The following is a 13,428-nucleotide window of genomic DNA, read 5'->3' as shown; positions in this document are numbered from 1 at the left end:
AAAGTTTCCTTATATAGCAAAATTCATTTTGAAGCTATAATTTTAAATGCCACTACTGAGGGCGGGCATCAAAAGCATAAAGAAAGCCGTTCTCCTGCAGATAGGATAACGGCTGAAAGGTTATTTTTTAAAACGGGAATTTTGAAACGCGGATTTCATTCGAAGGCATAAAATTTCTTCTAGATTTTTCAGTGGTAATTCCAATAAAAAGGGTCGGTCATCAGGTTGATATACATCCTCTGAAATGAGCGTATTAACGATCTTCTGTTTTTTTGCATTAACAATTCGGACCAGTCTCCCCATTTTCAGCTCCCTTTCTTAATCTATTGGCTCCGGTACATTCGGTCGGAGTTATCACTGCATTAGATTTCATTCTTTAACGCATCATGACCTTCTTTTCCGGTACGGATATTCACAACATTCGCCAATTCATAAATGAAGATTTTACCGTCACCCGGTTTACCGGTGCTTAAGAATTTTCTTGCTACATCCACAACATCCTGAACTGGCACTTCACACACGACAATTTCGATTTTCATCCGGTCATGCAATGACATTTCCCGGTTTCTGCCTCTATATGTTTCCACATAACTTTTCTGAAGACCCGTTCCTTTTACTTCCGATACAGTCATTCCGCTTACCCCTATTTTTGCAAGTTCCGCTTTGAATTGTTCAAACTTGATAGGACGTGTAATGATTTCTATTTTCGTTAAAACCTCGGACATATGATCAACCCCCTTTTAAATTGATTCATGATAGGCCTTTTCTCCATGAAGTGTAAGATCAAGCCCCATTGACTCATCTTCCTCACTGACACGTAACGGAACGAACAGGTTAATGACTTTAGCAATGACATAAGTGACCACGGCAACGAAAATATAAGTCGCAACGATTGCTACAAGCTGCTTCCACAATAAGTTGAAATCTCCATAGAATAAACCATTTGCCCCGTTTTCGTTGACGGAAGTGGTCGCGAATAAACCTGTAGCGATGCCACCCCATGTACCACCGATCCCATGTAATCCGAAAGCATCCAGAGCATCATCGTAACCCAGTTTATTCTTCAGGAAGAATACACCCCAGAAACATACAGCACCGCCGACGACCCCAATGATGATGGAAGAAGCGGGCGTTACGAATCCACAAGCAGGTGTAATCGCAACCAACCCTGAAATAGCTCCTGATACTGCACCAAGCAACGTTGCCTTCTTATTAGCCATATACTCGACGATCAGCCAGCCTATGATACCAGCTGCTGCTGCAACGGCTGTATTAACGAATACATTCATGGCCACTTCATTGATTGTCAGTGCGCTACCGACGTTGAAGCCATACCAACCGAACCAAATTAGTGATCCGCCAAGGAATGTTAAAGGAAGATTATGTGGCGCACTGTCCCCTGACTCTTTCCTTTTACCTAACATGATTGCTAATACCAGACCGGCAACCCCGGAAGATATATGAACAACGTTGCCGCCTGCAAAGTCAAGTGTACCCATCTCCGCTAACCAGCCCCCACCCCATACCCAGTGAGCAACAGGAGCGTATACGAATAAAGACCAAAGGATCGTAAAAATCAAGAATGCAGAAAACTTCATCCGCTCGGCAATGCCACCTGCAATGATCGAGACTGTTAAAACGGCAAAAGTCATTTGGAATAACATGAATAAACTATGAGGAATTGTTTCGCTGTATGGACCAGGTTCGAAGCCTACATCTTTTAAACCAACCCAGTCCAAGCCGCCCAGGAGTGTATTTCCAGGTGAAAACGATAATGAATACCCAATCAGTACCCAAAGAATCGAAATGACTGCCAGCGGCATGTAACTATGCATCGCCGTATTCAGGACATTTTTACTTTTTACCATCCCTCCATAAAACAGGGCAATCCCTGGTGTCATTAGCCAAACCATCATCGTCGCCAAAAACATGAATACCGAATCTGCCATTTGCATATTGTTTTCCCCCTTGTTTTTTGTATATGTTATGTTTATTAACACTATTATGTTATGTTTTTTATCATATACTTAATTTTCTAATAATTCAACTGATTTTTTGTATTTCATTAAAAAATGTAAGATTATATAACATCTACCATGAATAAAGAACCGTAAAATTTCATTTTTTGGTAATTTTCAAGATTTTTTCAGTCCATCACCGTTACATTTCCCCCTCTACTTATGTCCCACTTCATAAGATTCAACTAAAAAAGGGCCCTCTTATTTGAGGGCCCTTCAAAATATATTCAGTTAACAGCAACGAGACACCTTGCCACCCTTTGCGTTATACCGTTCATCCTGGGCTTCGCAGAAAAATTCTTTCCTGGTTTTTACAGGATCATCAGGATGGTGCACGCTCATATGTGCCACATAGGTATCATAACTTGGAACGCCGACAAGCAAACTGACGAATTGCTTTCTGTAGCTGAGAATCTTAACTAATCTTTTCAACATGGCCATTCCTCCCTTATGATGTCCTTCTTGATACATAAGGCGATTCATGTAAATCTATTTTCTGGTTCTTCAAGACTTTTATCCATAACCTAATGGCAGAAATCAGGACAGTGATCACAACGATCATGAAGATGGCACAAAGGGCTGCATCCACATAATCATTGACGATAACCCGTTTCATCTCGGCTAGATTTGCTGCCGGAGCAAGAACTTCCCCACTATCATAGGCCGCTTTAAATTTATCCTTATGCGCTAAAAAGCCTATCGCCGGGTTTTCGTGGAACAGCTTTTGCCATCCAGCTGTCATGGTCACTATCAATAAGAATGTAGTAGGGACGAGTGTGACCCATGTGTACGCTTTTTTGCCCATTTTGAAAAGGACTGTCGTCCCAAGCAGCAATGCAATGGCGGAAAGCATCTGATTCGCAATTCCAAACAATGGCCAAAGGGTATTGATCCCGCCAAGAGGATCTATGACCCCTTGATAAAGGAAGTATCCCCAACCGATTACACAAATGGCAGTTGCAATAATATTGGGCAGCCATTTATTCGTTTCGGCAAATGGCTTGTAAAAGGTGCCGATAATATCCTGTATCATAAAACGCCCTACCCTTGTTCCCGCATCAATGGTGGTCAATATGAACAATGCCTCGAACAGGATCGCAAAATGATACCAGAACGCCATCAGGGACGCTCCACCAATCACTTGCGAGAAGATATGGGCCATACCGATTGCAAAGGTTGGAGCCCCTCCAGTTCGGGATAGAATGGTCTCTTCCCCAACATCATCCGCAAGGCCAGTAATCATTTCAGGTGTCAAAATGAAACCCCAATCGGATATCGTAGCAGCCACTTGAGCCGGCTCCGTACCTATAACGGCCCCCGGGCTATTAATGGCAAAATAGATCCCTGGCGTAAGTACACAGGCTGCTATCATCGCCATGATGGCTACAAAAGATTCAGTCAACATCGCCCCGTACCCGATTGGACGTGAATGGGATTCGCGTTCAATCATTTTAGGAGTTGTACCCGATGAAACGAGTGCATGGAATCCAGATACCGCTCCACAAGCGATCGTAATGAATAGGAACGGGAATAAATTTCCGGAAAATACGGGGCCTGTTCCATCAATGAATTGAGTGACGGCAGGCATTTCAAGGCTCGGCATGACTATAAAGATTCCTAGTGCAAGTCCGATGATCGTACCGATTTTCAAGAATGTGCTTAAGTAATCACGCGGTGCCAATAGCATCCATACCGGCAAAACGGAGGCAACGAATCCGTATACAATCAACATGATGGCGATCGTTTCCCCACTGAAAGTGAACATTGGCGCCAACGTAGCGCTTTCGGATACAAAGCGGCCGAAATATAACGCAAGCATCAATAGTACGATTCCAATAATCGATCCTTCACCAACCCGTCCCGGCCGTATATAGCGCATATAGATGCCCATAAGGACTGCAATCGGTATGGTCGAGGCAATCGTGAACATCCCCCATGGACTGCCCACCAGCGCTTTAACGACAACCAAGGCAAGTACCGCTAATAAAATGATCATGATACCCAGGATACCGATCATTGCTATCAAACCTGTAATCGGACCAATTTCCTCTTTGATCATTTCTCCCAATGACTTGCCGTTACGGCGCATCGAACCAAAGAGAATGATGAAATCCTGAACGGCACCAGCTAATACAACTCCGACTACAAGCCAAAGCGTCCCTGGCAAATATCCCATCTGCGCTGCAAGGATGGGGCCTACAAGAGGGCCAGCTCCTGCAATTGCTGCAAAATGGTGGCCAAACAGCACCCATTTATTTGTAGGCACGTAGTCCTTCCCATCATTATTCGCTTCCGATGGAGTCTGGCGATTATCATCTAGCTCAAACACTTTCTGTGCAATGAATTTACTATAAAAGCGATAGGCAATTGAATAAACACAGAGTGCTGCAGTGACAATCCACATGGCATTGATGCTTTCCCCTCGGTTTAGCGCGACGACACCAAAACTCACCGCACCCACTGCTGATATGATCCCCCAAAGAATAACCGACTTAAGCGCTTTCATTTTTCCATCTCCTCTCTATTAAACTAGTGATCAACTATAAAAAAATCTTCATTTTACAGGGTGTTAGGGCTATATTCCGCCTCGTGACGTTAAATTTAAAGAATTTTATATATATTCTGAATTATATGTTATCATAAGGTTTTTTAGCAATAGTAATTTAGTCAATTTGTAAAGTATTTTCCATTATTTTGTCGATATTTACCTCTTTCCCCACAATGCAAATGGCCGCAGGTATTATACGGAAAAAGACTTGAAAAGGCTCGAGAAAATCTGTTTGCTCAAAATCCTTTCGGTCTCTTTGGATGATATAAAAACAGTATTGGATAAAGAATCCTTCAAAGAATTGCTCCTCCATCAACAACAACAGACGATAGCGAGCATAGAGGAAGCGAAAAACAATGAGACGGAATGCATTCCCCAAGTTTAAGTTCGTGTTTTACAGGACAACGCAAAAAATGTGCGCCTGACGGCACACATTTTTTTATCCTGTCTGATTTTCCTTTAATGAACTGCGATAGAGATCGTAATAAAAACCCCTTTGCTTCAACAATTCATCATGTGATCCCTTTTCAATGACCTTTCCTTCATCAAGCACCAGGATTTGATCACTTTGCTGAATCGTATTCAATCGATGGGCAATGACAAAACTTGTCCTCCCCTCCATCAAACGGTGTAATGCTTCCTGGATTTTAAGCTCGGTAATGGTATCTATGCTACTTGTCGCTTCATCCAAAATCAATAGAACGGGATCGGCTAAAATGGCCCTGGCAATCGATAAAAGCTGGCGCTGTCCCTGACTGATTCCACCGCCATCCTGATTCAAGATGGTATCATATCGTTCTGGCATTTTCATAATAAAGGAATGGGCATTGGCAAGCTTGGCTGCATCCACCACTTCTTCATCTCCCGCCTCCAGTCGACCGTAGCGGATATTTTCACGAATCGTACCCTGAAATAAAAAGGAATCCTGTAAAACAAAACCCATATGCTTGCGGAGACTTGATCTGGTCACCTGCTGGATATTCTGGCCATCAATCAAGATCCGGCCGTTGTTGGGCTCGTAAAAACGGGCAAGAAGATTAATAATCGTTGTCTTACCGGCCCCAGTGGGACCTACAAGCGCGATGGTCTCCCCTTTTTCTGCATGAAAACTAACATCATATATCGTTTGGTCGTCATCATTGTATGAAAATGTAACACCCTCAAAGTCCACCTCACCACAGACATCCCGGAGTTCAGAGGCCTGTTTCTCATCCACTTCTTCTTCTTTTTCATCAAGTATGGTGAAAACCCGCTCAGCACCAGCAACAGCTGAGAGGAGTGTATTGAATTGATTAGCCAGGTCATTGAGCGGACGGGTGAATTGCCTTGAATACTCGGTGAAAATGACAATGACCCCGATGGAAACCGTGCCTATGCCACTCAACGCCAAAAACCCGCCGACTGCGGCAATTACCGTAAAACTTAAGTTGTTGAGTAAATTCATCAGTTTTGGAATCAGCCCGGAGTATGATTGTGATAGAAATCCGGCTTTCTTTAAGTTTTCACTCCGGGTGATAAAATCCCGGATCACTTTATCTTCCTGCGAAAAAGCCTTTACGATCCGTTGTCCCGAAATCGTTTCTTCTATAAACCCATTCAGTTCTCCAAGGTTCTTCTGCTGTTCTTTAAAAAGCTTTCCCGTCCGGTTCGTTATCCACCTCAGCCCGAAGAACATAAGAGGAACGATGAATAAGGTTAAAACAGTCAATAGAGGGCTTAAATACAACATCACTCCAATCGTCCCGACCAGTGTCAGCACACTTGAAAAGATCTGGATCACGGAACTATTCAAAGTGGAACTGACGTTTTCTATATCATTCGTGACCCTACTCATCAATTCCCCATGCTGACGCCGGTCAAAAAAGGGAATGGATAACTGGTGAAGCTTCTTGAACAATTGATTGCGCATCGCATAAACCGTATCCTGCGCGATTCCGATCATCCAATAATTCTGAAGCCACATGGATAGGGAATAGAATAGATAGACTCCGAGAAGCCCGATAAGAAGGCTGAACAGCCCCTCGCTATCCTTTGTAACAATATAATCATCGATCGCCATCCCAACAAGAAAGGGGCCGAGCAATCCTAAAACGGAGCTTACCAGTACCATGAAAAGGACACAAAATAGCAGGCTTTTATTCGTTGCTAAGTAGGGGATGATCCTTTTTATCGTATTCCATGAATAGACCGGTTTTGACTTTGCCTTAACGGGAGATATTCTTGGACTCAAGAGAAACTCCCTCCTCCCCAAACTGTGAGTGAACGATTTTTCGATAAAGATCACTTGATTGAATCAAATCCTGATGTTTCCCTAGTGCAAGCACTTGACCATTTTCCAGTAACAAGATTTTGTCCGCCTCCATGGCTGTGCTAATTTTTTGTGTAATGATGAGCGTTGTGCATGTATAGGCCTTTAATGCGGCGAGTAATCTACTTTCCGTTTTCAAATCCAGCGCACTCGTACTATCATCCAGAATGAGAATCTTCGGTTTGCGCACCAATGCTCTCGCAATCGATAACCGCTGTTTTTGCCCCCCGGACAGATTCACTCCTTTTTGCCCTAACTGCGTTTCATATTGTTTCGGGAGTTTCATGATGGTTTCATGAACCTGGGCATGCATGGCTGCTGCCATGATTTCCTCCATTGATGCCCCTTCTTTTCCCCAGGCAACATTACTTTTTATGGTTCCTGAAAAAAGAAGGGCTTCCTGCGGTACATAGCCAATCCTTTTCCGCAGCGAATTCAAGGGAATATCTTTCACATCCTGGCCATCTATTTGAATGGAGCCGCTTTCAACTTCGTATAATCTCGGAATCAGCTGGAACAAGGATGTTTTCCCTGATCCCGTCGCTCCTATGATGGCAAGCGATTCTCCCGGATCGATAGAAAAGTTCAAGTTTTTCAATACCGGTGCATCGGTTCCAGGGTAGCGGAAAGATACATCCAGGAACTTTATGCCTCCCCCATTGACGGCCTCACTCTTGCTTTCCATCTTACCCTCATCAATATCTATCGGGGTTTCAAATATTTCCGTCACACGTTCCGCGGAAGCCTTTGCACGGGAAATGACCATGATCAGCCATGAAAAAACGGAAAGTGATGCCGCAATCCTTGTGGCATAGTTTACAATCGCCACAACTTCCCCTACCTGTATATCTCCCGTTGTAATAAATTCGCTTCCAAGCCAGAGAATGATCAGAATTGCCACATTCATGACAAGCATCAGTACAGGCATGGTCGTTTCAATTAAACGAAGGGAAGACATAGTCTTTCTTTTCAACTCGTCATTTGCATCGTCAAACCGTCCAATTTCATGCTCCTTACGAAGAAAGGCTTTGATCAAGCGCATGCCTATCAGGTTTTCCCTCATGACACCGTTGACATTATCGAGCTTTTTCTGTACGAGCTTAAATAGAATAGCCGCTCGTTTCATAACCCAGCCAAGAAAAAAAACAAGAACCGGAATCGAAATGACCAAAACAAGGGAGAGTTTAAAATCTACCGCAATGGCCATTATCGCCCCGCCGATTACGATCAATGGCGCCCTTGCCATGATACGCAGGCCCATAAAAACCGTATTTTGAAGTTGGGTCACATCATTCGTCATCCTTGTGATCAACGAGGAAGTCGGGATATTATTCAAATTCGCAAAAGAAAACGCCTGTATCTTACCAAAAAGGCTTTTCCTGACATCATGTCCAAAACTCTGACTTACATGTGATGCCGTAAAGGAATTAACGATCCCGCCAATAAATGAAAAAATGGAAAGTCCAACCATGACGCTTCCCCATTTAATCACCACCGATAAATCTTTCTGTAAAATGCCATCATCAATTATTTTTGCTATAAATAGAGGTTGTAACAGTTCTACACCGAGCTCGACAATCATTAAGATTAAAGCAAGAATGATCAAGAGCCAGTACGGCTTAAGAAATGAGGCCAGTTTTTTCATCTATGACACCCTTCGATTCTTCATATGTAGATAGCATCTTTTCATCCTCTCATTATACATTTTTATACAGATTTTTTAAAAGATTTTAACTGATTCAAAGGATTAGTAAATAACTTGATTTTTTTTAATAAATACTCTTGACAAATAACAGGAAATAAGCGAAAATTCTAATTGATAATGATTTTCAATTTCATTATTGATCTCTGAAATTTGATAAGCAATTACGATAATCTCTTATCGTACCCTTTTGATATTGTACATAGATACAATGTCGCCCCGGCTTCTCTGTGCCTAGTAAAAATTATATGCTCATTAGCGAATGCAAGTCACTGGAATATTGCCCCCTCTTTATTCAAGTAATTTATTCACGTTGGAAGCATATTAGGCAGCCGGGGATTATTTTTTTAAAAAAAACTAATGAACTTACATATATGATTAAAGGAGCAGGATGATCATGAAACTTGAAGATATCATTAAAGAACGGCGCAGCATTAAGCGATTTAAGGACATTCCTGTTCCTATTGATACCATCCAATCATTATTGGAAACGTCGACATGGGCACCGAACCATAAAATGACCCAGCCTTGGCGCTTCGTCGTGGTATATGGCGAAAGCCGTTTAAAACTCGCAGAAGCAACCCGTGCTTTTATGGCAGGCAAAGAGAAGGACCCTGAAAAGAAAAACGCAGCCGGACAGCGAGGATATAATAAACTTATAGATGTCCCGATGTTCATCGCAGTGATCATGGAAGAGAATCCGAATCCAATGACACGTGAAGAAGATTATGCAGCTACAAGTGCCTTGATCCAAAATTTCAGCCTGCTTGCCTGGGAACAAGGAATCGGGATGATATGGGAAACATACGGCATGATCCACAGCATGGAGTTTCGTGAAGCTTTAGGCGTTAAACCTGGCGAGAAAATCGTAGGCAGCCTTCATGTTGGCTATCCCGACATGATCCCTGCCCCACGCCCCAGGAAAGAGATCGATCAACTCCTGACAATTATGGACTAACAAAAAAGGAAAGCCTCCAATCTTCTATTTGGAGGCTCAGACTGTAGACAAACTCGATGAAAATCGAGTTTGTCTACAGTCTTTTTATGGCTTTACAATTTGAACGTTGATTTCCTCTCCAGGCACTCGCTTTCCGCGGGCGGTCCGGGGAGCCTCCTTGGCTTACGCCTGCGGTGTCTCCCCTTGACGCGCTTTTCCCGCAGGAGTCTCGCACCTTACGCTCCAATCAACTTTGTTTTAATATATAGATAGAACTTATTCCTACAGTCTTTTTTGTATTAAATATAGAAGTATTAAACTTGAGGTGATAAGGTTGGCTTTCTAAACATGATTCTATTCAGCGAAATCAACTCGAAGTAATTATTTTAAACCAATTGGGGGATAACATCCAGAAGCAGCATTTGTCTTAACTTTATAGTCTTTCCTTGCTTTATAGTACGAATATACCATACCAATTCACTGCAATAAGTATCCGCGTCTTTTAGCTCAGATTTAATATCCCCATACGGTCATTGCCACTACCATAAAGTACCAGATGAAAAGTCCAGCCATATGTATAGTGACTAAAAGATTGATCACAAAAAAACCCCCTTCTAAAAGGAGGTCACTGATCTATTATACTCAAAAGAACTCGTGATATAATGCCTGAATTGCCGTCTCTTCGTTGTGCCCTTTCACACCGAACATCATACTTACCTCCGAAGAGCCCTGGTTGATCATCTCAATATTCACCTTAGCTTCGGCCAAGGCTTTTGACGCTCTTGCCGTTGTACCGACATTATGGCGCATTCCTTCCCCTACAACCATGATCAAGGCAAGATCATGCTCCACATTCACTTCATCGGCATGAAGCTCTTTCTTGATTCGGGAAATGATTTTCTTCTCGACTTCTCCTTTCATCTGGTCCTGCCTTAGAATAAGCGTCACATCATCAATGCCTGATGGAATATGCTCATATGAAACTCCGTAATCTTCAAGGATATGCAGCAGTTTCCGGCCAAAACCAACTTCCCGGTTCATCAAATATTTGCTAATGTAAATACTGCAAAACCCTTTATCACTTGCAATCCCAATAACCGGACCATTCGTATTATCCCGCGTGTTCACAATGCGGGTCCCTTGTGCCGTCGGATTGTTCGTATTTTGGATATGGACAGGTATTCCCGCACGGAATGCAGGAATCAGCGCTTCATCATGAAATACCGAAAAACCGGCATAAGAAAGCTCCCGCATTTCACGATAGGTTAACTCCCGGATTCCCTTCGGATTGGAAACCACATTTGGATTTACCGCATAAACGGCATCCACGTCCGTAAAGTTCTCATACAAATCGGCTTTGACCCCATTTGCAAGAATCGAACCCGTAATATCGGAACCGCTTCTTGAGAAGGTTAAAACATCACCATCTAACGTATATCCGAAGAACCCTGGAAATACTACGATTCCAGGCTCTTCACGCAGAGCATACAACCGATCATATGACTCTGGCTGAACCTGGGTAAATCCATCTACATCCGTAACGATCAAGCCAGCCTTCTTTGGATTTATATACTTTGCCTCTACCCCACGGCTTTGAAAATAACCTGCGACCAGCTTCGCATTATTATCTTCGCCACTGGCCTTTAAAGCATCCAAATAGCGCTTCTGGTTAGATTGGTCAGCATGCAACAGTGCTTTTAAATTTTCATGAATCCCTGTGATGACCTCCTCGGATATATCCAACTCTTCAGCAATGCTCGCATAGCGGGATACCACGTCTTCGATCAAATGCTCCCCGTTATCGCCGCGCAGCTGCTGTTCCGCAGCCTCAATCAATAAATCCGTCACCTTTATATCATCGGAATTGCGTTTCCCTGGAGCCGAAACGACTACAAACTTCCTCTCTGGATCAGCAACCACAATTTCGAATACCTTTCTCAACTGTTCACCTGACGCAAGTGAACTTCCGCCAAACTTCGCAACTTTCATCTCGACATCCCCTATTTTAAATAATATTCTGTCAAAATCAACTCTCCCTATTATTACGTTTTTTCTCGAAACAATCAAGTAAAAATTCCACTATAGAAGGACATTTGTATTTTTAAAGAGGACAAAACAATATGATTATTGAAAGGGAATAGTAAAAGGAAAAAAAAGACAACGGCATAAGCCAGTTGTCTTTCCAATCTTTAGCGATTATCCACAGTTTCAGGGTATAAATCATGATTCATCAAGCGGTAATCCGCCATTTCCTCATACTTCGTCCCTGGTTTCCCGTAGTTTGTGTATGGATCAATGGAAATCCCGCCCCTAGGCGTGAACTTGCCCCATACTTCAATATATTTCGGATCCATCAACTCGATTAAATCGTTCATGATGATATTCATGCAGTCTTCATGGAAATCACCATGATTACGGAAGCTGAATAAATAAAGTTTCAAAGACTTGCTTTCGACCATCTTCACACTGGGAATATAGCTGATGTAAATGGTTGCAAAGTCTGGCTGGCCGGTTATCGGACATAAGCTAGTGAATTCCGGGCAATTGAATTTGACGAAATAATCACGGTTAGGATGTTTGTTATCGAATGACTCAAGAATTTCAGGCGCATAGTCGAATGTATATTTTGTCCCTTGATTCCCAAGCAGTGTAATTTCCTTTAATTCTTCTTCTTTTCTTCCAGACATAAAAAGTCCTCCTCATCCACGTTTGTCAGGGGAGATTCATAAAATGGGCCTCTATATAACAAAAACCATATCTCATCAAAGATATGGTTGATTCGCGAAAAAAATCAAAGCCATAGTTTTTTTAAGAGGGTGATGCTATGAACCTCTCCCGTTTATCGGGAAATATTTTAAAATTGTCTTAGTAAATATAAAAAAAAATAGTCAATCTGTCAATGCAACTCTCTTAAATTGGGTTTGATTCCTTTATATATTCAGTTTAAAATGGAAAAAGCAGTTCAACCTATAAGAAAGAAGAGAATATACACATGTGGATTTTTGCAGCACTCATTACCAGCTTATGTTTCGGAATCAATAACAGCATTTTCAAATGGAGTAGCGGAAAAGGCTATTCAAAGATACATATCCAATTTTTCTTTTATTTTTCAGCTTTTATTTTATCCATTGCTTATGGAGTATTTATGGATGGTTTACAGCTGAACTGGCTGTCCATCATGCTTGGTGCAGCAATTGGTGTACTGAACGCTAATGGTAACATCCAGATGGCAAGCGCCTTTGAAAAAGGTCCGGCAAGCTTGACATCACCATTAATCGCAGCTAATGCTATATTCCCCATACTCTGTGCAGCTTTAATTTTTCACGAACATATTTCTTCCTTGCAGTGGAGTGGAATCGCCTGCATGCTTCTCGCTACATTAGTCATCCAGTATACACCTAACGCCAAAGGTAACCATCAATATGTCCCTTGGATCATGCACACATTATTCTCCATCTTATCATTTGGTGTGCTCGGAATTCTAATGACGACATCAACACGTCTTCACTTAAACTCCCTTGATATCTTAGTATCAATGTATGGAGGCGGAATGCTTTATCTTCTTTCGGCTCTGGCCTTTAAAAAAGAAAAAATCAAGCTAAAGGAAGTCAAAATCGGTTCCTTGGTAGGTTTTTTAAGCATGATAGGCTATGGATGTTATTTCTTTGCATTGAACACCGGGATCGCAAGCATCATTTTTCCTGTCGTCAGCCTGAACTGTTTAGTTGTCGTATTCGCTGGATGTTATTTATTCAAGGAAAAACTAAAAACCTATCAAATTGCCGGTGTTCTTGCTGCATTAATCGGTATTATTTTAACTAAAATATGAATATAGTTCATTTTACAAAAACAACCTGGCTGTCATGTGTACAAGCCAGGTCATTTTCTATTTAAACGGGAAATGGGGCAGGTCAA

General features: G+C 42.2%; 11 protein-coding genes and 1 riboswitch. Of the genes, 3 read left to right on the top strand and 8 right to left on the bottom strand.

The window, feature by feature from the left end; translation table 11 throughout:
* Positions 1-362 precede the first annotated feature (362 nt).
* From ABIE66_RS02580 to ABIE66_RS02565, 4 genes are all read right to left on the bottom strand, one after another.
* The gene (locus ABIE66_RS02580) at positions 363-725 is read right to left on the bottom strand and encodes a P-II family nitrogen regulator (protein ID WP_289323566.1); all 363 of its coding nucleotides are present in this window, start codon (positions 723-725) and stop codon (positions 363-365) included.
* Between the two features lie 15 nt (positions 726-740).
* Entirely contained in the window at positions 741-1,955 is a 1,215-nt protein-coding gene (locus ABIE66_RS02575) for an ammonium transporter (protein ID WP_289323565.1), read from the bottom strand.
* Positions 1,956-2,249: 294 nt separating this feature from the next.
* Positions 2,250-2,453, bottom strand: a complete 204-nt coding sequence (locus tag ABIE66_RS02570) for a YbdD/YjiX family protein (protein ID WP_289323564.1) — start codon at positions 2,451-2,453, stop codon at positions 2,250-2,252.
* Between the two features lie 13 nt (positions 2,454-2,466).
* Positions 2,467-4,524, bottom strand: coding sequence for a carbon starvation CstA family protein (locus ABIE66_RS02565; RefSeq protein ID WP_289323563.1), 2,058 nt, complete (start codon positions 4,522-4,524; stop codon positions 2,467-2,469).
* 175 nt (positions 4,525-4,699) lie between these two features.
* Between ABIE66_RS02565 and ABIE66_RS02560 the strand changes: the two genes are divergently transcribed.
* Positions 4,700-4,951 carry a MerR family transcriptional regulator gene (locus ABIE66_RS02560; protein ID WP_370016966.1) on the top strand — a complete coding sequence of 84 codons (252 nt, stop codon included), beginning with the start codon at positions 4,700-4,702 and terminating at the stop codon, positions 4,949-4,951.
* A 54-nt stretch (positions 4,952-5,005) separates the two neighbouring features.
* On the opposite strand, the gene ABIE66_RS02555 is transcribed toward ABIE66_RS02560, so the two are convergent.
* The gene (locus ABIE66_RS02555) at positions 5,006-6,796 is read right to left on the bottom strand and encodes an ABC transporter ATP-binding protein (RefSeq protein WP_370013764.1); all 1,791 of its coding nucleotides are present in this window, start codon (positions 6,794-6,796) and stop codon (positions 5,006-5,008) included.
* On the bottom strand, positions 6,771-8,519 hold the full coding sequence (locus ABIE66_RS02550) for an ABC transporter ATP-binding protein (protein WP_370013763.1): 1,749 nt from the start codon (positions 8,517-8,519) through the stop codon (positions 6,771-6,773). The genes ABIE66_RS02555 and ABIE66_RS02550 overlap by 26 nt, the downstream gene beginning before the upstream one ends.
* A 454-nt stretch (positions 8,520-8,973) precedes the next feature.
* On the opposite strand from ABIE66_RS02550, the gene ABIE66_RS02545 reads away from it, so the two are divergent.
* Positions 8,974-9,534 carry a nitroreductase family protein gene (locus ABIE66_RS02545; protein ID WP_370013762.1) on the top strand — a complete coding sequence of 187 codons (561 nt, stop codon included), beginning with the start codon at positions 8,974-8,976 and terminating at the stop codon, positions 9,532-9,534.
* A 621-nt stretch (positions 9,535-10,155) separates the two neighbouring features.
* On the opposite strand, the gene ABIE66_RS02540 is transcribed toward ABIE66_RS02545, so the two are convergent.
* Positions 10,156-11,502, bottom strand: a complete 1,347-nt coding sequence (locus tag ABIE66_RS02540) for an aspartate kinase (protein WP_370013761.1) — start codon at positions 11,500-11,502, stop codon at positions 10,156-10,158.
* Positions 11,503-11,702: 200 nt separating this feature from the next.
* Positions 11,703-12,200: a preQ(1) synthase gene (gene queF, locus ABIE66_RS02535; RefSeq protein ID WP_289318140.1), complete on the bottom strand. Its 498-nt coding sequence runs from the start codon at positions 12,198-12,200 to the stop codon at positions 11,703-11,705.
* Positions 12,201-12,306: 106 nt separating this feature from the next.
* A riboswitch (PreQ1 riboswitch) is annotated at positions 12,307-12,352 on the bottom strand.
* Positions 12,353-12,505: 153 nt separating this feature from the next.
* On the opposite strand from queF, the gene ABIE66_RS02530 reads away from it, so the two are divergent.
* Entirely contained in the window at positions 12,506-13,342 is an 837-nt protein-coding gene (locus ABIE66_RS02530; protein ID WP_370013760.1) for an EamA family transporter, read from the top strand.
* Positions 13,343-13,428: the final 86 nt, after the last annotated feature.

It is taken from the genome of Peribacillus sp. B2I2, from assembly GCF_041261685.1.
Lineage (GTDB): Bacteria > Bacillota > Bacilli > Bacillales > DSM-1321 > Peribacillus.
The sequence above is the reverse complement of the archived record's forward strand: the minus strand, read 5'-3'. Positions and strand labels throughout refer to the sequence as shown.